Genomic DNA, 23670 nt, shown 5'->3' on the forward strand with positions numbered 1-23670 from the left:
ATGCTCTCCTACTGAAATATAATAATAATTAAGTGCGAAAAAAGAAACAGCTATATTTAAAGGTGAAATATTTGCAAGATATGAACATTCTAAAATCGCATTTTTCAAAAAAGACAAAAAAATCCATTCTGACATTCGCGTTGATATTATCACAATGAAAAGGACTGTCAATGTTATGATAGTCACGAATGGTATAGACTCTTTATTTTTTATAAAGCTCTGCAAGGAGAACTAAAAGGCTGTTATAATCTATCTGCTTTTAAGTTTTGCTCTTAAGGAGGCGTTGATGCCTGTGGCTTTTGTAACTCTTAAAGATGTTGTAATACGACCTGAGTTTATGCAACTTCCTTTTAAACTTTCCCCTTATAAGAAAGAGGAGGGAAGGGATATTGTAGAAATAGGTTTTGGCAACGGCGAATTCCCCGTTTATATGGCAAAAAATAATTCTCAAGATACCTTTTGGGGAATAGAAGTTTCACAAACATGTGTTTTGAAGGCAGCGAAAAGAGCGCGGAGCTTGGGAATCGCGAATTTATTCCTTATGTGTGGGGATGCACGTTTCTTACTTAGAGAGTGTTTTGAAGATGAGAGCATCGATAAGGTCTATATGAATTTCCCATGTCCTTGGCCAAAATCTCGCCATGAGAAAAGAAGAGTTACATATATTGGTTTCGCAGATATGTTGGCAGCCGTTCTTAAATGTGGTGGAGTTTTCGAACTCGTTACAGATGAAGAATGGTATGCGGAAGAGGTTCGAGATGTTTTATCTTCACACAATGCTCTTCAATTGCGTACTTTCGAGAGGAATCCATCTCGTCCGGTAAAGACGAAGTATGAGAGAAAATGGCTGGCACAAGGTAAGGATATTTTTCTGGTTCAGATAGAGAAAAAAGAGAGATTTACAGTAGAACGCCTCATAAAGGAGGAAGAAACGGTGAACACAAAAATAGAGACTAGTGCATGGACTTTGGCAGACCTTGATTCACTCAATGGGTATGAGGGAACTGAAGAAGATTGCCATTGGACATATAAAGGATACTATACATCGCCTGAGGGTGCCTTTCTTATTCAGACCATAGCATCCGATGGTGGTTTTGAGCAGCGTTATTTTTTAAAGCTGGTAAAGAAAGAAAATGAGACTCTTATAAAACTTGATAGTAATTGTGCAGCTTTTAGAACACCTGCATTAAAAAGATCACTTTATTATCTTGCTGATTATCTGGGCAGGGTAGTTGATCGTTCATGAAGGGGTATTGTGTTAAACCTATTGGTATTGTGAAATCTTCTATAGGCGAACCTGTTTCTCCTGATTCATTTAAGGAACATCATTCTAGCATTCTTCTTGATCCTTTTTATCTTCCTGCTTTTGAAGACATAAAGGAGGGCACCGAAATTTTAGTGATTTTTCGCTTTCACAGGTCTTCTGCCTTTCCTTTTCAGGTTCATCCAAGGGGAGATTTGCGTCGGCCGTTGCAGAGTGTTTGTTCAACATGTTCTCCCCGTCGTCCAAACTTTTTGGGAACGACTCGTTGTCGACTTTTGAAAAAAGAGGGGAACACTCTTTTTGTTGTTGGTCTTGATGCCATAGACGGTACTCCAATTCTTGATATCAAACCCTTTGTAATGGAGTCTTTCAAATGAAGGACGTACGTCCTACATCATCTAAAGTTCTTCAGGCGTTATTTAATATACTGGGGTCTCTTCAAGAGGTGGCTTTTCTTGATCTCTTTGCTGGTACCGGAAAGGTTGGTGCTTTTGCTTATGAGCGGGGAGCAAGGCCAGTTGTAGAGGTTGAGCTTGTGCGTAAGAGGGCTGAAGCTATTCGCAAAAATTTTAAAAAAGAGATAGATAGCGATTCTTATATTGTGCTATCAATGGATATACGAAGGGCTTTGCAGTGGTTACAGAAAAAAAATCATTCTTTTGATATTATTTTTGCAGATCCCCCTTATGAAGAAGGGTGGCCCAATAGAATTCTGGATCTTCTGAAAGAAGCACCTGTTATTTTGAAAGATAATGGTTTAATTATAATAGAGCATTCAATACGAGAGCCTATTATAATTCAAGGTGACGATTTTATTGTGACAGACTCACGTACTTATGGAGATACGAACCTCACCTTTTTAAAGAAGAAGGAGGTCTTTGAATGAAACGCCCTATACGTGCTGTTTACCCGGGGTCTTTCGATCCTATTACGAACGGTCATATTTATATAGCGGAAAGGGCAGCTGCTTTGTTTGACGAACTTGTTGTCAGCGTGTTGCTTAATCCTCAGAAAAAAGCAACTTTTAGTGTAGAAGAGAGAAAAGCAATGGCTAGAGAAGCATTAAGTCATCTTCCTAATGTAAAGGTGAATTCGTTTACCGGACTTCTTGTCGATTTTTTACGCCAAGAGCGAAGTCGTATTATCATTCGTGGTCTCCGTGCTTTATCGGATTTCGAATACGAATTTCAACTAGCTCTCATGAACAGGCAATTAGCGCCGGACATAGAAACATTATTTATCGTTACGGAGGCTAAATACTCGTATCTTTCAAGCCACGCAGTGAAAGAGATTTTCCATTTTGGAGGCCCTGTTCAGGAAATGGTTCCTCCAGGGGTATATCGTCGGCTGCGAGAACGTTACCCTAAGCCGTTTTCCAATTGATAAGGGATTGCTCGTAATTCATGTTCTGTGTACGGAGTATCTACGAGATATTCCCATAATGTCGATGCAATATTCTCAAGTTGGAGTAACCGACGAGATGGTCCTCTGAAAGAAGGAATATATCCTCTGGTAATAATGGGTAACGTTGTTTTGCTACGCATCTCTTTTAGCAATTTTTTCCCGCGGGAAGAAAAACCGAGAACACGTATATATTGAGGTCCCAGCCGTTGAAAGGCTCTGTTTTCCCAATGTTTGATGCCTAAAAGCCAATCAATGGCGAAGCGTTGAATTGTCCCCTTTGTGTAACGCTTAGATGTTGCTTGTGATACGAAATCATCCCAGGAAAGAGAGGTTCCGGCCAATTTATAAAATAGGTTTTCGAGACCTTCTTTCATCTCTGCTGTTTTTGCAATTTCTTGAGGTGTGCTTCGTAAAAGACTTGTTTGGAGAAAGGGCCATAATTTTTGGGCAGAGTATGCAATCCGACCACTCTTGCAGGCTTCTTCTATGAGAGATCGGGAAAAGGATGGAAGAGCATCAAGTATGTTTTCCTGTTTTCCTCCTCTATATGCTTTTCGTATCGCTGAGGCACTTGCCCATGTTCCTTGAAAAGTTTCGTCGTGGTAGCCAGCTCCCTTTCTCTCTATAGGAACACAATGTAATGGGTATTTGTTTTTTTCGATGTGAAGAAGATACGCCAATGCAAGGGAGTTATTAGGTTGAGAGAGTATTGAACCTGAATCTGGAATTAATGCTTCCAGAGCCGAAGCACGCGCTTTCACATATGAAAAGCCTTTTTCAAGATATCTTCTGAGTTCTCTCTTGAAAGGTTCAGGTTCGTGAATTAGAATGTCAAGGATTGTGGATAAATCGCAATTATGGTTTTCCATACCAAAAGAAAGATGGGTTACACTGTGACATGCTGCCAGAATATCTACCGCTCCTGCGGCAAAAACTCCGGCATTATGGCATGAAAAAAATACAGGTAGTTCTAATACTACGTCTGCGCCGGCTTCTAAGGCGAGAGCTGTGCGTTGCCATTTATCTAAAAAAGCAGGTTCTCCTCTTTGTGTAAAATGGGAAGAAAGAACGACGACGATTTCTGAAGCATCTGTTTTCCGTGTTGCTTCATTTAACTGAAAAACATGCCCGTTATGTAAAGGGTTATACTCAGCGATGATGCCAACAACATTTTTTGACATAGGTAATCACGCTTTCTATAAATATATAATAATACAGATACTCTTAAAGATACCCTGTAGAATTCTATCAGGTCAAGGAGAGGGAGGAATCCAAAAGCAATGAAAGTATTGGTTATTAACTGTGGAAGTTCATCTTTGAAGTATCAGCTTTTCGACATGGAGACAGAAGCTGTTCTCGCTAAGGGATTGGTTGAGCGTATTGGTATTGAAGGTTCTCGAATTAAGCACACGAAGGTTGGAATGGATGCTGTCATTCGTAATACAGAAATTTCTAACCATAAAGTGGCTATTAAATATGTTCTTGAGGCCCTTCTTGATCCTCAGCATGGGGTACTTAAGAGTCTTGATGAGCTCAATGCCGTAGGGCACAGAGTCGTTCACGGTGGAGAGAAATTTGCACGTTCAGTTATGATCGATAAAGATGTTATCGAAGCTCTTCAGGAGTGCGTGCCTCTTGCACCTCTTCATAACCCAGCAAACCTTATGGGCATTGAAGCTATGCAGGAAGTTCTTCCCAATGTTCCTCAGGTTGGAGTTTTTGACACAGCTTTCCACCAGACAATGCCTGGACAGGCTTATATGTACGGTGTTCCTTATCACTATTATGAAAAGTACAGAGTTCGCCGTTATGGCTTCCACGGAACAAGCCATTTCTATGTTTCTCATAGAGCAGCTGACTTCCTTGGTAAAAAAGTTGAAGATCTTAAGATTGTCACATGCCATTTAGGAAACGGAAGCTCCATAACAGCTGTTGATGGCGGAAAATCTGTTGATACTAGCATGGGATTCAGCCCCCTCCCCGGAGTTATCATGGGAACACGTGCTGGTGATGTTGACCCTCAGCTTCTTACATTCCTTGCTGAGCAAGAAGATCTTGATCCCAAAGCCATGAGTCACATTTTGAATAAAGAAAGTGGACTCCTTGGTATCTCTGGTGTAAGCAGCGACCTTCGCGATGTAGAGGAAGAGGCAGAAAAGGGTAACAAACGCGCAGAATTGGCAGAGTCTATGCTTTATTACGGTATTAAAAAGTATATTGGTGCTTATGCTGCTGCTATGGGTGGCATAGACGTGCTTGTTTTTACTGCTGGTATCGGAGAAAATAGTGCTAAAGCTAGAGAAAAAGTATGTAGCGGTCTTGAGTTCCTTGGTGTTAAACTTGATGCAGAGAAAAACAACATCCGAGGAAAAGAAGCTGTTATCAGCACAGACGATTCTAAAGTAACGGTACTTGTAATCCCGACAAACGAAGAACTTGTAATTGCTCGAGATACTAGAGATATCGTCTCAAAGTAAGACAGAAAGAAGGAGGAAATCTCATGGCAATTACTGATCTGCCGTCTGACTGGTCATTTTGGGTGCATTTGCCAGACAGGGAGGAAGGGCCGGATGTGGTAGATGCTTCTTGGCAAATAGAGATGAAACAATCTATTGTTTTTGCCCAAGAAGAATTTTCTTTTCTTTCTCCGTTGCAGGTTGTCGCTCATGTAAGTTGGGCTGATCAGTCTGTCATGGTCCAGATTGAACTGGAAACTACACTTTCAGTTCCCTGTGTTCGTTGTCTTGAACTAACAGATATTGCATTACAGACACATTTCATGTATCTTTACTCTTTGCGGGATTCTGTTACATCTGAGCGAGAACAAGAATCAGATGAGCATCTAGTTTTGGTAGACGCTTTGGAGAATAAATTAAATATTACTCCGCAGGTATGGGAAAGTCTCATATTGAGCCTTCCCACCAACCCTCTTTGTAGAGAGGATTGCAAAGGACTTTGTCCTGTTTGTGGCGCTTCTCTCAACGATGGTGATTGTGGCTGCAACCGTGAGACTAGAGACCCCAGACTCGCAGATTTGCTAAAAATCAAGAAAGAAGATTTGGAAGCTTAAGGAAAAGGAGGGGAACGAGTATGGCAACACCTAAAAGTAGAGTTTCTCATGCACGTACTCATAAAAGAAAAGCAAATTGGCTTGGATCTGCTACTGCACCTGGACTTACAACTTGTCCGCACTGCGGAGAGATAATTATGAATTATCGTGCTTGCCCTGAGTGTGGATACTACAGAGGCCGTAAAGTTGTAAAAACGGGAGAAGAAGTAGTAGCCGAGGAAGCATAAGATTTAAGATTAAAATGAGGCGTGAGCTGCATCGAATTGATTTGGCTCACATAAAATAGCGGAGGGCATGTGTCCTCCGCTATTTTTTTCTTGACCAGAAAGCTGAAAAATATTATACTGACCCAGTCATCAGATCAGATATTAGTACCAGGTCTTAAAAACTGGAGGTTGTGACGATTCGTTCGAAACGGAAAAAGCAAAGACAGGAAAAGCTATTAAAGTTTTTAGAACAGAATCCGCTTTATACAGACAAAGAATTAGCTGATGCTTTAGACGTTAGCGTCAGTACCGTCCGTCTTGATCGTGCGTTACTGGGAGTGCCAGAGCTAAGAGAACGTACTAAAAATATGGCCCAAAGGGCTACAAGCAAACTGCGTTCATTGAAACAAAGCGAAGTTGTAGGAGACCTTCTTGAACTCGAGCCCAATAAATGGGCGCTGTCAGTCCTTCAAACAAAAAAAGATATGGCATTCCGCCATACAGATTATGTGTGTGATCATTATATATATTCCCAGGCTAGTTCAATTGCAATAGCGGTAGTTGAGGCCGATATGGTCATAATCGATTCAATGAGAGGCGAGTATAAGAGCCATGCTAAGGTTGGGGATGTTTTGATCGCTCGTGCAAAAGTTGGTGTGCATAAGGATAATAAATATATCGTTAGTGTGCGAACTCGGGTTGGAGATCATGAAATTTTTGTAGGCCGTTTTATAGCCGTGGTCATAAACTCCCTCGAGACGAGAGATTAAGAGGGGAGGCAAACGTAACAATGTTATTGGCTGTTGATGCCATGGGAGGCGATAATGCTCCCCACGAACCTTGTAAAGGTGCGATATTGGCGTGTAGAAAATTTAGAGATCTGGAGATCGTCCTTGTAGGGGACCGTTCTCAAATAGAACCAATTATAGATCAGGCAGAGATTGATGTTCGAAAGAGACTCTCAATAGTCCATACAGAAGAGTTCATTTCTATGGATGAGCATCCAAGTCAAAGTATTCGTAAGAAGAGACACTCCAGCTTACGTCTTGCTATGGAAATGACGAGAAATGGGGAAGCTCAAGGTTGTGTCTCTGCAGGGAATACTGGTGCTATTGTTGCTGGTGGAGTCTTGGTTGTTGGAAGAATATCAGGAATAGACCGTCCTGCACTGGGAGTTGCTCTTCCTACGTTGAACAAGTATACCTTTCTTTTAGATGTGGGCGCTACAGTTCGAGCCAAACCAATAAACCTTTATCAATTTGCACTGATGGGAAATATTTATTCAAAGTGTATTTTGGGAGTGCCGTCCCCTGAGGTAGCGCTTCTTTCTAATGGCTCGGAAGACATAAAGGGCGATGAAGTTATTGCGAGTGCACGAGAGATGTTGAAAGCTAGCTCATTGAAATTTACTGGATATGTAGAAGGCGACGAAGTCCCCTTTAGTAAGGCAGATGTTGTCGTTTGCGATGGTTTTTCAGGAAATGTAGTCTTAAAATTCGCCGAAGGTGTTATACAAGCCGTCTATTCAATTGCAAAAGAGGAATTTGGACGGAGAGTATTGCCTAAAATAGGAATTCTTTTTATGGCCCCAATGCTTAAAGATTTGTGGGGGCGTTTTAATTACGAAAAACATGGAGGGACTCCTCTTCTCGGTGTAAATGGCGTGGTTATAAAAGCTCATGGACGATCTAAAGCTCCCGCTGTAGAAAGTGCAATACGAGTAGCGAGAAACTTTGTTTTACAGAAGGGTGTCGATCTCATTTCTGATGAGCTTGGCAAGGAGGTATAGTAATGGGTCAGTTAAATGGTCGTGATGTTGCGATTCTTGGGACTGGAATGTATGTTCCTAAAAGAATAATGACCAATAATGATTTGTCTGAAATGGTTGAAACAAATGACGAATGGATTCGGGAACGAACAGGGATTCGTGAAAGACGAATTGCAGCTGAAGGTGAGTTGACAAGTGATCTTGCCTATAAAGCGTCTTTAGCCGCATTGAAAAAGAGTGGAGTTTCTGCATCAGAGCTTGACATGGTTATAGTTGCAACCAATACTCCAGACACCCTTTTCCCTGGAGTGGCTCCTAAATTGCAAGGGAAACTTAAGGCTTCTCATGCTGGAGCTTTCGACGTACAGTCGGGATGTACAGGATGTATTTATGCTCTTACTGTTGCGATGACAGGCGTTAGCTGCGGACTTTGGAACAAGGTGCTCGTTGTCGGTGCTGAAGTATTGTCTCACGTTATTAACTGGGAAGATCGCAATACATGTGTTCTTTTTGGAGACGGTGCAGGAGCTGCTGTTCTTGGCCCTTCCGTTGAAGGCACAGGACGTTTCATATCTGCGGAGCTTCGTGCTGATGGCACAAAATCTGACTTTATAACCCTCCCTGGTGGACTTATTGAGAACCCCGCTTCGGAGAAAACGATTGCAGAAGGACTTCATTATGTTCACATGAAGGGAAATGATGTTTTTAAATTTGTAAATCGTGTTCTACCTTCTTTTCTCAAAAAGTTTGTTTCGGCATCTGACGTTGATCCTTCTGAAATTGATTGGTGGTTATTCCATCAAGCTAATCTCCGTATTATAGACGGAGTTATGAAACGTCTTGGAGCTGATCCTGAAAAGACATGGGTAAATCTTGATCGTTATGGAAATACGTCTGCTGCGTCTGTTTTCCTTGTTCTTGCAGAGTTGTTTGAGAGCGGAAAATTAGAAAAGGGGCAGAAGATGGTCCTCTCTAGTTTCGGAGCCGGGATGACATACGGTTCAATTCTGTATGAGATGTGAGGTGAATATTTTGGTTTGGAAAAACAGAGTAACGCAGCTCCTTGGTGTGCAATATCCACTCATACAGGGGGGTATGGCTTGGGTCGCTAACGCAACTTTAGCAGCAGCGGTAAGTAATGGGGGCGGTATTGGCCTCATAGGAGCCGCTAACATGCCGCCTGAGATTTTAGAGCAAGAGCTGATTCGTGCCAGAGAATTGACGGATAAACCCTTTGGACTGAATATTATGCTTATGTCCTCAACTGCTGATGCTGCTATGGAATTAGCAGCTAAGCACCGTGTTCCTATAGTGACAACAGGAGCTGGAAGCCCAGGAAAAGTTATTGAACGATTAAAACCCTTGGGAACAGTCGTTATTCCTGTAATTGCTTCGGTTGCTCAGGCTAAGCGCGTAGAGAAACAGGGTGCTGATGCTGTAGTTGCTGAGGGTACTGAAGCGGGAGGGCACATAGGTGATTTGACGACGATGGTTCTTGTTCCACAAATTGTTGATTCTGTGAATATTCCTGTTATTGCTGCAGGAGGCGTAGCCGATGGCCGTGGAATCGCCGCAGCCTTCAGCCTTGGCGCAGAGGGAGTTCAGATTGGAACTCGAATGGTTTGTTGCTCAGAATGCACCGTTCATCAAAACTACAAAGAAGCAATTTTAAAAGCCAGAGATAGAAGTAATGTAGTAACAGGTCGGCCAACTGGTCATCCTGTACGTTGTTTGAAAAATAAATTATCAGCACGGTTTGAAGAACTTGAAAATGCGGGAGCTTCAATAGATGACATAGAAAAATTAGGAACAGGGCGTTTGAGAGCGGCTGTTGTAGATGGAGACATTGAATGGGGCTCTGTTATGGCTGGCCAAAGCGCCGGAATGATAAACGATATAAAACCAGCGGCTGAGATAATTCAAACTATGTTTAATGAGGCTGCTGATGTTATATCCAGACTTCCACATTTTGAATTTTAAAGAATCGAGGTGTCACAAATGAAATATGCAGTAGTTTTTCCTGGTCAGGGAGCTCAAGAAGTAGGAATGGGAAAAAGTTTATATGACACCTTTGATGTAGCTAGGGATGTATTTGAAAGAGCAGATAAAGCACTAGGTTTTAAACTGAGTGACATTATTTTTAATGGTCCAGACGAGAAACTTACTCTTACTGCTTTTACGCAGCCAGCTATTTTAACGGCGAGTATCGCCGCATATTCAGTATTGACAGAAGCTTTCGGAGTTTCAATAGATGCAGATTATTTCGCTGGCCATAGCCTTGGCGAATATACTGCTTTGGTTGCCACGGGTGCTCTTTCGTTAGAAGATGGCGTTCGTTTGGTTCATCTTCGTGGCTCTCTTATGCAAGAGGCGGTTCCTGAAGGAGTCGGTGCAATGGCAGCTCTTATTGGACTTGATTCCGATGTGGTTTGTGATATATGTGCTGAGTTAGCACCGAATCAAGAATGCCAGCCTGCAAATTTTAATTCGCCTGGGCAAATTGTTATCTCGGGTAAGACTTCCTTTGTTGAAAAAGCAGCAGAAGAGGCTAAAAAAAGAGGAGCTCGTAAGGCAGTAATGCTGAAAGTAAGCGCTCCATTCCATAGCTCCTTAATGAGGCCAGTTGCCGATCAGCTTCAGAAGGCTTTTGAGGAATGCGAGTGGCATGTTCCCTCGCGACCGGTTATAGCCAATGTTTCGGCAAAACCAGTTTCCACTGTAGAAGATATACAGAGTGCGCTATACCATCAGACATATAGTCCTGTTTTATGGACAGATTCTGTTATGTATATGGTTTCGCAGAATATAGATTCGTATTTGGAATTAGGGCCAGGAACTGTCTTGGCTGGTTTAATTAAGCGTTGCCAGAAGGGGCTTAAGACGTATTCTGCGATGAATGAAGAAGAGTTACGGGCTATAGCTGCCCTTTTCCAGGAGGAAGGAGCGGAATAGATATGCCAGAGAAGATAGCACTTGTTACAGGCGGAGGTAGAGGGATAGGAAAAGCTATTGCTTTGGAACTCGCTTCACGTGGACACAATGTGGCCATAAGTTACAACAGAAGCGAAAGCGAAGCAATGAACGTCTGTAAGGAAATAGAAGCTATGGGTGTTAAAAGCTTAGCTGTGAAATGTGATGTTACCGACGCTGAGCAAGTAGAGGCTCTTTTTTCAACAATAGAAGATTCATGGGGTATTGTGGAGATTCTTGTAAACAACGCAGGAATAACAAAGGATAATCTTCTGATGCGAATGAAAGATGATGACTGGGATAAAGTAATTGCAGCTAACCTTACCTCAGTATATCGTTGTTCAAAACGAGCCTTGAAGAAGATGGTAAAAGCACGATGGGGGCGTATTATTAATATCTCTTCTGTTGTCGCTTTGATTGGAAATCCAGGCCAGTCGAATTATTGCGCATCAAAAGCTGGAATTGTCGGATTTACCAAAGCTGTTGCGAGGGAATATGGGGCCCGCGGAATTACTTCAAATGCTATTGCTCCAGGTTTCATTGAAACTGATATGACATCCATCTTGAAAGATGAGATTAAACAGTCTATGCTGTCTCAGATTCCTTTAGGTAGAGCTGGAGTTCCTGAAGATATTGCAAAGGTTGCAGCTTTCCTTGCTTCAGATGATTCTGCATATATAACAGGTCAGGTTATTGCCGTCGATGGCGGAATGACTATGTGTTAAATTTATATTATGATGTGAGGAAGGGGGTGAAGGAGAATGAAAAAAGAAGAAGTGTTAGCACGCCTGAAAGAAATTATCATCGATAGATTGGATGTTGAAGAAAGCCAGATCGTTCCGGAGGCTTCTTTTGTTGAAGATCTTGGAGCTGACTCTCTTGATATTGTTGAGCTCATCATGGGTATTGAGGAAGAGTTCGACATTGAAATTCCTGACGAGGATGCGGAAAAGCTCACTTCCGTAGGGGAAGCAATGAAATATACCTTCGACAAGCTTGGAGTAGAAGAGTAAGTCAACAAATAAATGCATTTACAAGGCCGGAGGACACAGGTGTACACCTCCGGCCTTCTCAAAACTGAGAAATGCCCTATCCTTGAACGGTGAGGAGTGACGTATTTTGAGAAGGGTAGTTATCACGGGGTTAGGAGTAGTAAGCCCAATCGCGAATGGTAGGGAAAATTTTTGGCAGGCTCTTAAAGAAGGAAAAAACGGAGTCTTCCCTTTTTCAACATTTGATGCCAGTGATCTTCCTGTGACATTTGGTGCTGAGATTAAAGATTTTGACCCTACGCTTTGGCTTGACAAAAAAGAGGCAAAAAGATCTGATCGGGTTATTCATTTTGCTGTAGCAGCAGCTGATATGGCAGTCGAAGATGCCCATCTTGATATTAGTAGCCTGGATTCGAATAGATTTGGTGTTTATATTGGAACAGGACAGGGTGGCATAGAAACCACTTTTAACAATTTTAAAACTCTGATGGAAAAAGGACCGAGGCGTGTAAGCCCCTTCTTTATTCCTATGATGATCAGCAACATGTCTACTGCATATGTTGCTATTCGCTATGGAGCTAAAGGGCCTAATATGTGTGTTGTTACAGCATGTGCCACAGGAACAAATAGTATAGGTGAAGCCTACTACTCAATAATGAGGGATGACGCAGATATCATTCTTGCTGGAGGAACGGAAGCAGCTCTTCGTTCTATCAGTATTGCAGGTTTTGCTGCTATGAAGGCTCTTTCCACTAGAAATGACGAACCACAACGGGCATCTCGTCCTTTTGACAAGGATCGCGATGGTTTTGTAATGGGGGAAGGGGCAGGTGTTCTCGTTCTTGAGGACTTAGAGCATGCTTTAAAACGCGGTGCTACTATATATGGAGAAATTGTAGGATATGGTTCTACATGCGATGCGAGCCATATTACTGCACCTGATCCTCAAGGGGATGGAGCGGTCAGAGCCATGCGACAGGCCATGCGACAGGCAAAATGGCTTCCTGAAGATGTTGATTATATTAATGCTCACGGAACCTCTACAGAGCTTAATGATAAAATGGAAAGCATGGCAATTCGCACATTGTTTGGTGAGTATACCCCCAATGTTCTTGTCAATTCAACAAAATCAATGATCGGACATTGTCTTGGAGCTGCCGGAGCATTAGAAACAATAGCAGCGTTACAGTCCATAGTGGAAGGTGTCGTTCATCCTACGATCAACTACGAAACACCTGATCCTGATTGTGGAGTCAATGTTGTAGGCCAGGAGGCTGTACATAAATCTGTGTCCCGTCTTTTAGTTAATAGCTTCGGATTTGGTGGACATAATGCAGTTATAGCAGTACAGAAATACGAGGAGTAAGATAAAAAGTGAACGTATCTGAGAAGGAGCAATGGTGGCGACTTGCGCTTGCCTCCTTTCAGGAACGACTAGGATATTCTTTTGTTAATATAGCGACGTTAGAGGAGGCCCTAACCCATGCTTCCTTTGCTCATGAGGCGGGCCTTCCTTTTTTTAACGAGCGCTTAGAGTTCTTGGGCGATGCTGTTCTGGAACTAGTCGTTTCTGCTGGTTTATTTAATGAATACACTCATGAAGATGAAGGAGTCTTGACGCGATATCGTGCAAACCTTGTTTGTAAGGATGCATTGTCTGCGTGGGGGACTTCTATGGAGATTCCGCGCCTTGTTCGTTTAGGCAAGGGATTGGTCCATCAGGGGGCAAATGCATCTATTATTGCAGATGCTTCTGAGGCTGTTTTTGGGGCGGTGTTTTTTGACGGCGGATATGAAGCCGCATCGCAGGTTATACTAAGATATCTCTTTTTTCAGTCTAAAAGTAATGCGTATGATGAAAAACAAGATCCAAAGTCTCTTCTACAAGAAGAAACCCAAAAAAGAGGATTGGGGCAACCTCAATACAAAGTTGTATCATCAGAAGGTCCTTCTCATATGCCCCTTTTTACGGTGCAATTGAGTATAGGAGATCATTTTAAAGCTGTTGGGCGTGGACATTCGATAAAAATGGCTGAAAGTAAGGTTGCGCAACAGGTACTGACTCAAACGGAACTCTGGTGTAAAAATGATATTGATGGAGGGCCTTAGGAATGCTTGTAGAAAAAACGACGATTATGAATGAAGAGGATATAGAACGAGTTCTTAAAAGAATTGCCAATGAAATTATCGAGAGAAACAGGGGAACAGAGAATGTTGCTTTAGTTGGCATTCAAAGACGTGGCGTTTTTTTGGCCAAACGGCTTCAACAATCACTTAAAAAACAAGAGAAAGTCAAAATTCCTGCAGGTGAATTAGATATAACTCTTTATAGAGATGACCTCACTCTTCTTCACGAACAGCCAGTGGTACATAGCACATCTATTCCCTTTGATGTAAATGGAATGAAGGTCGTTTTAGTTGATGACGTCATTTATACGGGCAGAACAGTACGGGCTGCTCTTGATGCTCTTATGGATTTAGGACGCCCCTCTGTAGTTCAACTTGCAGTTTTAATAGATAGAGGCCATCGTGAATTGCCTATACAACCCGATTATTGCGGGAAAAATGTACCTACATCTTCTGATGAAATAGTGGAAGTTCGTGTAGAGGAATTGGATGGCGCCAATAATGTTGTTATCTGCGAAAGAAAAAGTTAGATTTTTACTTGTCATTTTACTGTTGGTTATTTGCCCCATTAAAGTTTTTGCAATGGACTTATGGGTCACATCTCCATGGCTTTCAGTTATAGCTCACTTTATGGGTGGGGTCTTTATAAACGTAAAACCCATAGGCCAATGGACAGAAGATGGCATTGAAAAAAAGGTATCTGTCAAAAAACTGCCCAAAGACGGTCCTTTTTTAGCACTGGATTATAAAAATGCGCAAAAGTATGGGCTTTCCTCACCAAATTTTAAAAACATTCATGTGTTATATTCTCAATTACCCTTTCCGCGGGAAGAAATAGATAGGTATTTTACAGACCCTTCCGTTCTTCCTTTTATAGCGCAAAGAATTCTCAATGTTTTTTCTAGCCTTGATTCAGAACATTACTCTTTTTACCAACGACGGTTAGCTGAATTTCAGGGACGTTTGGAAAGTACTGTTTATTTAGGAAGGCAACTTTTACAAGGAAAAGAAGTATATAGCCTTTCAGAAGACTACCTTGAACTGCTGAAAGCAGCGCAATGTCGCATTATTCAACCTGAAGAAACATTGCGAAAAGCGTGGGAAAAAGGAGAGTCTTTAGATCAACTCAAAGAGAAAATCAAAGAGTGTTCTCAATTGAATATTCCTGTTTTATATGATCATAAAACGCCAGCTCCAGTGAAAAAAGTTTTATTGGAGAGTAAGTCTACGGCAGTTATTCAATTAAAATATCCAACAATAGGGCAAGATCTGATCATAGCTCTCTACGACCAGTACTTAGCAATATGGAATATAGCTACTCCAGGAGATACAAAATCTTAGCTTTCCGATGTAGCTGATTGGTTGTTTTTATTCTTTACAAAGAAAAGAAATGGGATTGTTGCTGAAAAAATAAAGAAGCTCAGCACATGAAATGGACTCAATGGAAAGTTTGATTCAACGATAAAACCATCTAGAACTGGCCCCGTCATCATCCCCAGACTAAAGAAAATATTGAATACGCTCATTGTTCGCCCGCTACCAAATTGAAAACTGTTTTCGGCAGCTATAGCTGCGAGAGATGGAGCAGAGAGTGCGTGCCCCACGCCAAAAATAACACTCGCTATGACGAGACCTGTAAAAGATTCAAAGAAAGGTACGATGATAAAAACACACCCTGAGAAAATACCACCAACAATTATCAGGTGATGACGTGAAATTTTGTCAGAAAGTTGCCCAAAATATCGTTGTAAAACTCCCGTTGTAACGGAGTTAAGGGAGAGGATTATGCCTATTTGTGAAAAAGAAAGAGAGTAACCAGAAGCAAGAAGAGGAATCATCATAAGCATTGTTCCTCGACACATTGCAAAACAAAATTGGTAATAAAAACAGGTTCGAAGAGCGGCATTTTTTATCATGCCTCTAATTGCGGGAAGCATTTTCCCATTAGACTTAGAGCGACTTGGAATCCCGATGGGAAGCTTTTTAATAACCATGAGAAGGGCAATAGTAGTGAGTGTCGTCATAAAATAAAAAGGCACGTGCCATCCTATATGATCAGTAAGAACTCCACTGATAAGAGGTCCAAAACCTACGCCTAAAAAGAGAGCACCCTGAAGTGTACCGAAAAATATGCCTTCTTCGCCTTTTTTTGCTATATCAGCGCCTATTGCCATCGTTATAGGTACAACAAAGGCGGAACCCAGTCCATGGAAGAAACGTATAGTAATAAGAGAAAGTGTAGTATCAGCGTGTACATAAGCGAGGGAAGCTAATGAATAAATTAAAAGACCAAGCGTTAAGAGGCGTTTTCTGTCAAAACGTTCAGCTAACTCTCCACTGAGAATCATTCCGCCTGTTCGCGCGAATGAGAAGGTGCCGAAAACCAGACCAAGAAGAATGCCACTAGCACCAAGCTTTGATGCATAGACAGGAAGAATGGGACTAATAACACCAACGCCAAGCATGGCGCAGAATAAAGACAGAGAGAGCGTAAGTAAAATATAGTCTACGTGGGAGGAATGAGTTTTATTCATAAAATGCCCCTTTAAAAACTCCCTCATGTTTTCACATGAGGGAGTAAAAATCACAACTTATTGTTTATTGTACTAAAGATTATGAACAATTTCAATCTTACCTTGCCCTTCAGAAAAATAACCAATACACGTGCTTCTTTCAAACCCTGCTTCTTTCAATGCGTTCAGCATTGCCGGGGCATGCTCTTGATTCAGAGCTAACAATAAGCCGCCTGACGTTTGGGCATCATACATCATGTCTACACGTTCAGCGGGGAATTCTTCTTTTTCTGTGACGTGATCTTCATATTGAATTCTATTATTATATGTGCCTGCCGGAATCAACCCGCTCTCTGCAAGTTCAATGACACCTGGAAATAACGGGACGTCATGGAGACCCAGCGTGACATTCAACGTTTTTGCTGAAAGCATATCTAGAGTATGTCCAATAAGCCCAAAACCGGTTACGTCTGTACAGGCATGAACATGATCAAGTAATTCTTGAGGAATGACGAGTGGAATATTATTAAGAGTAGACATCCATCGCATGGCCTCTTCTGGTCCTTTGGGATCCACAATCATGTCCGCTTTTATTCCTGTTGCAATGACACCACTTCCTATAGGTTTTGTTAAAAGTAGTGCGTCGCCTGGTTTTGCTCCGACTACTTGCCATGGATTCGATCTTGCAACTTCTCCGTATACAGCAAGTCCATATTTAGGTTCGTCATCTTCTACACTATGACCTCCTACTAGAAACGCTCCTGCTTCTCTAACTTTTGCATAGCCTCCCTCAAGCACTTCCCGTAATATCTCAATATCTAACTTTTTTACGGGGAATCCTACTATATTCAGGGCAACAATAGGGCGTCCGCCCATTGCAAAGACGTCGCTAATAGAATTACACGCTGCTATTTCTCCCCATTTTCTTGGGTCATCTACAATGGGAGTAATGAAATCAAGGGTAAGAACTCCAAGGCGTCTGTCATCAATAATCCAGAGTGCTGCGTCTTCTCCAGATGCCCATGTTGAAATAATACGGTCGTCTCGTACCGAAGGTATGTCTCGAAGTATTTTTTCAAGGTCCGCCGGACCTATTTTGGCGGCTCACCCACTTGTTTTAGAAAGTTCAGTTAATCGCATAGATAGAGGCCCTCCCTTCTTTTATAATAACAATAAGAATTATAACAAACTGACATGATTTTTATTCATGGGATTCATTCATAAATAGCTGATATTTTGCTTTTATGAAAGGAAATACCAGGAGTCAGAATGATATAATGAAAAGCTCGAAGAGAATTATACAGCATTTAGAAAAGGAGTGATTTGGAATAATGGCAACGATTCCAAACTCTACAGTATTGGAGGAACTGCGTTCCTTAAAAGAAGAACTGCAGGAAAGTCTTTGACCTCGTTAGGTTGGAGGGAAATAAAAATGAACTTGAAAGTAAAACCCTTGCTCCAGATTTTTGGGGAAGTGACGAGGCTAAAAAGGTAACGAAAGATTTGGCGCGATGTCAAGATAGACTTGATTCCTGGAGAAAAATAGTATCTGAGTTTCAAGAATTGGAAACTATCGTGGAAATTTTACATGAAGAAGACGACACAGATCTTCAACGAGAATTTGACCAGCGTGCGTTGGCTTTTAAAAGAGAAATAGAACATCTGCAACTCATAGAACTTCTCAGTGAAGATTTTGACCAGGGGAATGCTATTGTTACTGTTCATGCAGGTTCAGGTGGATTAGATTCTCAGGATTGGGCAGAAATGCTTTATAGGATGTACGTTCGGTGGTTGGAACAGAACAAATTCCGCTTCAAAATTCTAGATCTGCTACGTGATGCCGAAGGTGGAATCAGTAGTGTGACCTTGTTTGTAGAAGGGGATTATGCTTATGGATATTTAAAATCTGAGAAGGGGGTTCATCGGCTTGTACGAATATCACCTTTTGATTCGGCAGGTAGACGACATACAAGCTTTGCCTCTGTAGATATAACGCCTGACCTTCCAGAGAATGAAGATATAGAAATACGCCCGGAAGACATTAGAATCGATACGTATCGTTCCAGTGGTGCAGGTGGTCAGCATGTTAATATGACAGATTCGGCAGTACGCATTACCCACTATTCATCGGGGATTGTCGTTAGCTGTCAAAACGAACGGTCACAGCATATGAACAAAATGGTTGCTATGCAAATTTTAAAAAGCAGGCTCTATGAAAGAGCCCTTCAGGAACGTCGGGATGAGATGGATGCCATTCAAGGTGAAAAGAAGGAAATAAGTTGGGGCAATCAGATTCGCTCATATGTTCTCCATCCTTATACTCTTGTAAAAGATCACAGAACAGGGTATGAAACAGGTAACATTCAAGCGGTTCTTGATGGAGACCTTGATGATTTCATAATGGCTTATTTGCGATGGAATAAATTGTCTGGCAATAACTAAGTTTTTCGTAGAGGAGGAGGATTTTTTTGTATAAGCGGCCGCTTTCGCATATTTTTTTTGTTTGTCTGATACTTACGCTTTTAGTGACGACTCATGTGAGTTGGGCTTCTCAATCGTCATTTAAACCAACAGTTCCTGTTCTTCCTCTGGAAGATTTGAAACCAGGAATGAAAGGATACGCTTTAACGGTTATACAGGGTCAGAAAGTCGTCTCCTTTCCCGTGGAAATAATAAGCATTGTTCCGCAATTGGAGAGTCGTCCCCGTCATCTTATTATGATTCGCGTGAGCGGTGATGTTATTGATAAAACTGGTGGAATAGCTGCAGGAATGAGTGGTAGCCCTGTCTATATTGGTCAGAAGCTTATTGGGGCTATAGGCTATGGTTTTAATTTTAGTGAACATAATATTGGCTATGTTACTCCAATAGAGGACATGGCTACTGTTTGGAATTGGCCGGAAGTGAAAAAATCCTTGCCAAAATTTACATTACCTCTTGAAAAAGAAGACGAAAAGGAATCTCATAAAGAAGAAACTCAACCCGAAGAAGATAAGGGTGAAAACGAAGAAATTGGTACAAACGATACAACCTCTCCAGAATCTCCTTCAGACCAAATGACACCGAAAGCCTTACCGTTACAGATTAGTGGTGTCAGTCAAAGGACAGTAAACAAACTTGAAAACGTGTTAGGTGAGAAAGCTGTTCTTGCTGGAGGTATAAGTAGTGATGAACACATAGTTGATTATAAAGCGGCATTTTCCCCGGGAGATGGGGTAGGTGTTCTTCTTGCATGGGGTGATGTTACAGTAGGAGCAATTGGAACAGTAACATCGGTTGATAAGGACGGACGTTTCTTAGCTTTTGGACATCCTTTTTTAGAAAGGGGCGCTGTGGCTTTTCCTGCTGCCAAGGTTAACATTCACAATGTTATTCCTAACTTAGCCAGCCCTTTTAAAATAGGCAGTTTCTCTCAGATTGTAGGAACAATAACCCAAGATCGAGCCGAAGCCATAGGTGGACAGGTCGGTTATTTTACTCCATCTATTGATGCCTCTCTCCGTTTCAAGGATGTTGATAGAAACGTACGAGCTTTAAAAAGATTTCATGTTGTTCCTGATCCTTTTATGAGCTCAGAAATGACATCTATTCTTTATACAGGATTAATAGATCGGTTATGGGGCAGAATAGGCGAGGGAACGGCGAGAGTCTCTCTTCAAATTGAAGGCTATGGGCTTCCCAAGGGCTGGACTCGGAGCAATATGTTCTTTTCTGAATCAAATATTGGAGGAGATTCTCTTCGTGAGATTCAAGAAATAATAAAGGCGATAACGCTCAATCCGTATAAGGACATTTACCCCTTAGGAATACACCTTTCTGTGGAAATGACTCAAAAACCTAATCTTATTTTCATTGAAGGTCTCAAAGTTGAAGGGGAGACCTTCCGTCCTGGAGATAAAATTCCGGTGGAAATAACATTACGTCCTTATAGAGGTGAACAGAGTAAAAAGAAATTCGAACTTATTGTCCCTCAAAATGCAGCTGGTCCAGTTGAAATTGCTGTAAGAGGTGGCGGTATTATGCCTTTAGAAGAAGATGCTATTATTCAAGGATGGAAGACTATAGAAAATTTTGATCAAATGCTCAAGGAAATTAGTGCCTTGGAAACCAATAATGAGGTTATTCTTGAGCTTAATTATGCTAAAGTTCCTGATGAAACGTCTCAACCTGGCCCTACGAAAGAAGATCTTGAACTATTAAGTCAAATTAAAGAGAGAAGACTAAATGAAGGAAGCATGCGTATTTTCAGAACAGATTATGTAGTTGAAGGACTCCTTCGTAAAATTGTACAGATTGTGCCAGAAACCAATAACAGACAAGAAAGGGAATAATAATGTTCATAACTCTTGAAGGGATCGATGGATGTGGTAAAAGTACTCAAGCGGCCCTTTTAAAAGATAAACTGCAAAAAGAGAAACATGCTTCTGTAGTGTGGACCAGAGAACCTGGAGGCTGGAGCCATGGAGATCTTGTACGTACACTTCTTTTGGACAAGGATCTTCACCATGAGTTAAGTGAATTGCTGCTTTTTGTATTTGATCGCTGTGAACACGTTTCTCAAGTTGTCGCTCCTGCCCTTGAAAAGAAGCAGATTGTTCTCTGTGAACGATATACTGATTCAACACGTGCCTATCAAATATGGGGAAGAGGTTTAGAAGAAAGAAAGGTAGAAGATCTTTTTTCATGGTGTCACTTCCCAGATCCAGATTTGACCTTGTGGATCGATACCCCTTTATCTTTGGCAATGGATAGAATTAAAAGATCTAGAGGGCACTTGGATCGTATAGAGTCAGAAACGCAAAAATTTTTATCAAATGTTTGTTCTGGTTATAAGGAGCTATCAGCACGATATCCAGAACGTATAATTCGTATTGATGGGGCGCAACCGATAGAAGACGTTTCACTCCAGATTTGGAAGGCTGTGGAGGTGTACTTTCTCGGTGAAAGTAAAAAAGAGTTCTGATAGAAAATTAGGTACTGATTTTGGAACCTTTTCTTCATCACGTCATCGAGTATCTCAAAGAGAAGACGTTAATTATCCTAAGTTCGACGATTCTTTGGAAGCGGCAGAAATACACGAGCTTCTGAACCGTCTCGATTCTCTTGGCGATAAATTATCACGTTTCCCTTCAGAAACCATATTGCGAGATTATCGCAATGTTGTTGGAGAACTTCTTAAAAGGGCGACTGGTCGTTTACGTTTAAAAAAAGATCTTCGTTGGAGACGGTATGATAAAAATATATTTGTACTTATGGAAAAAACAGAGTTTGCCCTTCAAGAATTATCTGTTGTTTTTTTAAGGGAAGGAGAACGAACACGTTCTCTCCGATTAATGGAGGAAATTAAGGGATGCCTGCTCTCCCTACTTTTATAACATCAAGCCTGATGTGGCTTGAACTGAAAAAAGCTTTAGAAAAAGATAGCTTTCCTCAAAGTTTATCTTTGATGGCGCCTAAACAGTACCAAAATGATATTGTTTTGGCAGTCGCTCGTTATATTTTGTGCGAAAATAAGAATGCATGCGGCGAATGTCTATCATGCCGATCTTGGCATGAAGAATTGCATCCTGATCTCATACAACTTGGCTCACTGGAGAAAGCGCCTGGTATAGAAGAATGTAGAGAGGGTGTAATGGAACTTTCCTTATCGCCAGTTGTGTCTTCTCGACGACTTATCGTTATTTACTCAGCGCATGCGCTCTCTCTTCCTGCAGCGAATAGTCTGTTGAAGATCGTTGAGGAGCCGCCAGAACGCGGAGCAATCATTTTTATGCGAGAGGCCGAAAACTTTTTGCCAACATTAAAAAGCCGATGCTGGAATCTTTCTGTTGTTGAGGAAGAAAGTGTAAAACAGGAAAAAATCCCAACTTCAGAAAATGAGTGGAAGAAATGGTTCGAACGGACATCTTCTATGTCTGCGGAGGAAATGGATAAGCAGCTTTTATCTTGGGAGGCCTGGGCTTTTGAAGCAAAAGAATTTACTTTGGCCTCGCATATTGATAAATTACGTCTTATAAGTGAAAGCCGAAAGTTATCGGCAGGAATGATGATTGATTTAATTTTATTAGCACTCAAGGAGGGTTTTTCTTTTGAGTATGTATTTGACAATCTTTGGTAAACCGCGATATCTGGGTTTGGTCAATATAGATGGAGAAACTGTACACCCTGAAAAAGGAGAAATCATTGTTGCAGAGACAATGAGAGGACTTGAACTCGTTGTCGCCGGAGGAACTATTTCTGGAGAGCAAGAGGATCGCTATAGAAATACATGCTGCGAAGATCTCTCAGATGGGCAACCTAAGGGTGGGGAACCCATGCTTCAGAATATCTCTTTTATTCGAATTGCAACACCTGAAGATATGTTAGCGGCCCAGACCCAGCGAAATGAAGAAGAATCCGTTCTTGTTAAAGCTAGAGAGTTACTTACGCAACATGACCTTCCCATGAAGTTGGTAGATGTAGAGTATTTGCTTGACCGTAAAAAACTTTTCTTTTACTTTACTTCAGATCAAAGAGTTGATTTTAGGGCGTATGTCAGAGATCTTGCTCGTGAATTTAAAACTCGCATTGAGTTGCGCCAGATTGGAGTGCGAGATGAAGCCAAGACCGTAAGAGGATTAGGCCCTTGTGGAAGAGAATGTTGCTGTGGATATTGGCTTCATAAATTTGATCCAATTTGCATAAAAATGGTGAAAGAACAAAATTTAGCATTGAATCCTACTAAAATTTCAGGTGTTTGCGGACGACTTATGTGCTGCATGGCTTACGAACATAAAATGTATGAAACTCTTTGGAAAGACCTTCCAAATCCCGGTTCAAAAATAAAGGCTCCACACGGTTCCTTTGTTATTGTAGGTGTTGACCTTGCCCATGAAGCTTTTCGAGCAAGAACTCCAGAGGGAGCAGAAATACTTGTTCCCGTAAGGGAGTTCGAAAACTTTAAAGAAACGGTACTAAGAGGCGACACATGGGATGCATCGATTTGTGAAACTCCCCCTCTTTTGTTAGATGAAGAGGAAGTTGACGAAGTTGATGAGGGAGGAACAGAAGAGTATATCCTTGAAGATGAAACATGTGTCCTTGCAAGTGTTGTCACTGATTCTGAGAGCTATGAGCAGTCTTCAGATATTTCAGAAAACAATGAAGATAAAAAGGAACACATTAAGAAAGAAAGAAATGAAGCAAGTTCGCGCAATAAAAAACGGAAAAAACGGAAAAAGAGACCGCCACAACAACAAAGCACGGAGAATAAACCACGTGTTGGTGACGATCGTGCACGACCTCGAAGGCATTATCCTCGAAAAAAACAGCGTGACGATGTTCATAAAACCAAAGAAGAATAAGAAAAAGTGTGAG

Annotated in this window: 27 protein-coding genes; 24 read left to right on the forward strand and 3 right to left on the reverse strand. The window is 41.5% G+C overall.

Going from position 1 to position 23670, the window contains the following annotated elements:
- Window positions 1-286: 286 nt before the first annotated feature.
- The 4 genes from trmB to coaD are packed head-to-tail and all read left to right on the forward strand — an operon-like array spanning window position 287 to window position 2647.
- Complete coding sequence (trmB, locus tag RBH88_RS04755) at window positions 287-1246, forward strand: tRNA (guanosine(46)-N7)-methyltransferase TrmB (RefSeq protein WP_213701069.1); 960 nt, start codon at window positions 287-289, stop codon at window positions 1244-1246.
- Window positions 1243-1641, forward strand: a complete 399-nt coding sequence (locus tag RBH88_RS04760) for an SAM-dependent methyltransferase (protein WP_213690219.1) — start codon at window positions 1243-1245, stop codon at window positions 1639-1641. The genes trmB and RBH88_RS04760 overlap by 4 nt, the downstream gene beginning before the upstream one ends.
- Complete coding sequence (locus tag RBH88_RS04765) at window positions 1638-2150, forward strand: RsmD family RNA methyltransferase (RefSeq protein ID WP_307880014.1); 513 nt, start codon at window positions 1638-1640, stop codon at window positions 2148-2150. The genes RBH88_RS04760 and RBH88_RS04765 overlap by 4 nt, the downstream gene beginning before the upstream one ends.
- A complete protein-coding gene (gene coaD / locus RBH88_RS04770) occupies window positions 2147-2647 on the forward strand; it encodes a pantetheine-phosphate adenylyltransferase (RefSeq protein ID WP_213690217.1) in 501 nt (166 codons plus the stop codon). Before RBH88_RS04765 ends, coaD begins: the two co-directional genes overlap by 4 nt.
- Here the strand turns inward: coaD and RBH88_RS04775 are convergent.
- Entirely contained in the window at window positions 2623-3849 is a 1227-nt protein-coding gene (locus tag RBH88_RS04775; RefSeq protein WP_213695722.1) for a nucleotidyltransferase family protein, read from the reverse strand. The two genes, coaD and RBH88_RS04775, sit on opposite strands and share 25 nt — an antisense overlap.
- 99 nt (window positions 3850-3948) lie before the next feature.
- Here RBH88_RS04775 and RBH88_RS04780 point away from each other — a divergent pair, with 99 nt between their 5' ends.
- The 14 genes from RBH88_RS04780 to RBH88_RS04845 all read left to right on the forward strand — a co-directional run bounded on the left by RBH88_RS04780 (window position 3949) and on the right by RBH88_RS04845 (window position 15142).
- Window positions 3949-5145: an acetate/propionate family kinase gene (locus tag RBH88_RS04780; RefSeq protein ID WP_213690215.1), complete on the forward strand. Its 1197-nt coding sequence runs from the start codon at window positions 3949-3951 to the stop codon at window positions 5143-5145.
- A gap of 23 nt (window positions 5146-5168) precedes the next feature.
- Window positions 5169-5738, forward strand: coding sequence for a DUF177 domain-containing protein (locus RBH88_RS04785; RefSeq protein ID WP_213690214.1), 570 nt, complete (start codon window positions 5169-5171; stop codon window positions 5736-5738).
- A 20-nt stretch (window positions 5739-5758) separates the two neighbouring features.
- On the forward strand, window positions 5759-5965 hold the full coding sequence (rpmF, locus tag RBH88_RS04790) for a 50S ribosomal protein L32 (protein ID WP_213690213.1): 207 nt from the start codon (window positions 5759-5761) through the stop codon (window positions 5963-5965).
- 170 nt (window positions 5966-6135) lie between these two features.
- Window positions 6136-6714, forward strand: coding sequence for a transcription factor FapR (gene fapR, locus RBH88_RS04795; RefSeq protein ID WP_213690212.1), 579 nt, complete (start codon window positions 6136-6138; stop codon window positions 6712-6714).
- 20 nt (window positions 6715-6734) lie between these two features.
- Window positions 6735-7733 carry a phosphate acyltransferase PlsX gene (plsX, locus tag RBH88_RS04800; RefSeq protein WP_213690211.1) on the forward strand — a complete coding sequence of 333 codons (999 nt, stop codon included), beginning with the start codon at window positions 6735-6737 and terminating at the stop codon, window positions 7731-7733.
- A gap of 2 nt (window positions 7734-7735) precedes the next feature.
- Window positions 7736-8734, forward strand: coding sequence for a beta-ketoacyl-ACP synthase III (locus RBH88_RS04805; protein ID WP_213695720.1), 999 nt, complete (start codon window positions 7736-7738; stop codon window positions 8732-8734).
- Complete coding sequence (gene fabK, locus RBH88_RS04810; protein ID WP_213690209.1) at window positions 8724-9692, forward strand: enoyl-[acyl-carrier-protein] reductase FabK; 969 nt, start codon at window positions 8724-8726, stop codon at window positions 9690-9692. Before RBH88_RS04805 ends, fabK begins: the two co-directional genes overlap by 11 nt.
- A gap of 18 nt (window positions 9693-9710) precedes the next feature.
- On the forward strand, window positions 9711-10664 hold the full coding sequence (gene fabD / locus RBH88_RS04815; RefSeq protein WP_213695719.1) for an ACP S-malonyltransferase: 954 nt from the start codon (window positions 9711-9713) through the stop codon (window positions 10662-10664).
- Between the two features lie 2 nt (window positions 10665-10666).
- Complete coding sequence (gene fabG / locus RBH88_RS04820; protein WP_213699391.1) at window positions 10667-11407, forward strand: 3-oxoacyl-[acyl-carrier-protein] reductase; 741 nt, start codon at window positions 10667-10669, stop codon at window positions 11405-11407.
- 36 nt (window positions 11408-11443) lie between these two features.
- Window positions 11444-11695: an acyl carrier protein gene (acpP, locus tag RBH88_RS04825; RefSeq protein WP_213690206.1), complete on the forward strand. Its 252-nt coding sequence runs from the start codon at window positions 11444-11446 to the stop codon at window positions 11693-11695.
- A 106-nt stretch (window positions 11696-11801) separates the two neighbouring features.
- The gene (gene fabF / locus RBH88_RS04830; RefSeq protein WP_213699390.1) at window positions 11802-13040 is read left to right on the forward strand and encodes a beta-ketoacyl-ACP synthase II; all 1239 of its coding nucleotides are present in this window, start codon (window positions 11802-11804) and stop codon (window positions 13038-13040) included.
- Window positions 13041-13048: 8 nt separating this feature from the next.
- Entirely contained in the window at window positions 13049-13783 is a 735-nt protein-coding gene (rnc, locus tag RBH88_RS04835; protein WP_213690204.1) for a ribonuclease III, read from the forward strand.
- A 2-nt stretch (window positions 13784-13785) separates the two neighbouring features.
- Entirely contained in the window at window positions 13786-14331 is a 546-nt protein-coding gene (pyrR, locus tag RBH88_RS04840) for a bifunctional pyr operon transcriptional regulator/uracil phosphoribosyltransferase PyrR (protein ID WP_213690203.1), read from the forward strand.
- Window positions 14291-15142: a hypothetical protein gene (locus RBH88_RS04845; RefSeq protein ID WP_213690202.1), complete on the forward strand. Its 852-nt coding sequence runs from the start codon at window positions 14291-14293 to the stop codon at window positions 15140-15142. Before pyrR ends, RBH88_RS04845 begins: the two co-directional genes overlap by 41 nt.
- On the opposite strand, the gene RBH88_RS04850 is transcribed toward RBH88_RS04845, so the two are convergent.
- Window positions 15139-16335, reverse strand: coding sequence for an MFS transporter (locus RBH88_RS04850; RefSeq protein WP_213690201.1), 1197 nt, complete (start codon window positions 16333-16335; stop codon window positions 15139-15141). The two genes, RBH88_RS04845 and RBH88_RS04850, sit on opposite strands and share 4 nt — an antisense overlap.
- A 72-nt stretch (window positions 16336-16407) precedes the next feature.
- Window positions 16408-17454, reverse strand: coding sequence for a selenide, water dikinase SelD (gene selD, locus RBH88_RS04855; RefSeq protein ID WP_307880015.1), 1047 nt, complete (start codon window positions 17452-17454; stop codon window positions 16408-16410).
- 191 nt (window positions 17455-17645) lie between these two features.
- Between selD and prfB the strand changes: the two genes are divergently transcribed.
- From prfB to RBH88_RS04885, 6 genes are all read left to right on the forward strand, one after another.
- A protein-coding gene (prfB, locus tag RBH88_RS04860) for a peptide chain release factor 2 (protein ID WP_213690199.1) occupies window positions 17646-18756 on the forward strand; the annotation gives its coding sequence in 2 pieces (ribosomal slippage) (window positions 17646-17717 and window positions 17719-18756; 1110 coding nt in all).
- Between the two features lie 26 nt (window positions 18757-18782).
- Window positions 18783-20645 carry a SpoIVB peptidase S55 domain-containing protein gene (locus RBH88_RS04865; RefSeq protein WP_307880016.1) on the forward strand — a complete coding sequence of 621 codons (1863 nt, stop codon included), beginning with the start codon at window positions 18783-18785 and terminating at the stop codon, window positions 20643-20645.
- Between the two features lie 2 nt (window positions 20646-20647).
- Window positions 20648-21277: a dTMP kinase gene (gene tmk / locus RBH88_RS04870; RefSeq protein WP_213690197.1), complete on the forward strand. Its 630-nt coding sequence runs from the start codon at window positions 20648-20650 to the stop codon at window positions 21275-21277.
- On the forward strand, window positions 21255-21689 hold the full coding sequence (locus RBH88_RS04875) for a DUF327 family protein (RefSeq protein WP_307880017.1): 435 nt from the start codon (window positions 21255-21257) through the stop codon (window positions 21687-21689). Before tmk ends, RBH88_RS04875 begins: the two co-directional genes overlap by 23 nt.
- Window positions 21665-22432: a DNA polymerase III subunit delta' gene (locus RBH88_RS04880; protein WP_213690195.1), complete on the forward strand. Its 768-nt coding sequence runs from the start codon at window positions 21665-21667 to the stop codon at window positions 22430-22432. Before RBH88_RS04875 ends, RBH88_RS04880 begins: the two co-directional genes overlap by 25 nt.
- On the forward strand, window positions 22410-23657 hold the full coding sequence (locus RBH88_RS04885; RefSeq protein ID WP_213690232.1) for a regulatory iron-sulfur-containing complex subunit RicT: 1248 nt from the start codon (window positions 22410-22412) through the stop codon (window positions 23655-23657). Before RBH88_RS04880 ends, RBH88_RS04885 begins: the two co-directional genes overlap by 23 nt.
- The last annotated feature ends 13 nt before the right edge of the window (window positions 23658-23670 follow it).

It is taken from the genome of Aminobacterium sp. MB27-C1 (genome assembly GCF_030908405.1).
Lineage (GTDB): Bacteria > Synergistota > Synergistia > Synergistales > Aminobacteriaceae > Aminobacterium.